Origin of the sequence: Phenylobacterium sp. Root700 (assembly GCF_001429025.1) — a bacterium.
In the GTDB taxonomy this organism is placed as follows: domain Bacteria; phylum Pseudomonadota; class Alphaproteobacteria; order Caulobacterales; family Caulobacteraceae; genus Phenylobacterium.
In genome coordinates, this window is record NZ_LMHT01000004.1 from 10,556 (window position 1) to 10,785 (window position 230).

General features: G+C 64.3%; 1 pseudogene. It reads left to right on the top strand.

Annotation, left to right across the window (positions count from 1 at the left end):
- A pseudogene (locus ASE02_RS22540) lies at positions 1 to 230 on the top strand (flagellin); the annotation flags it as partial.

Consider the following 230-nt stretch of genomic DNA (forward strand, 5'->3'; position numbering starts at 1 on the left):
CAAGCAGATCGACACCATCGCCAACAACGCCACCTTCGACGGCGTGAACCTGATCTCCGACACCGCCGTCAACTCGGCCGACGTCAAGTCGATCGCCAACGCCGACGCTACGGCGACCATCGACATCGACCACGTCGACCTGTCGACCCAGAACACCTCGATCGCGTCCACCCCCACCGCGCTCACCGGCGCGATCGGTTCGGCGGAAGTGAAGTCGCTGGAAACGGCGA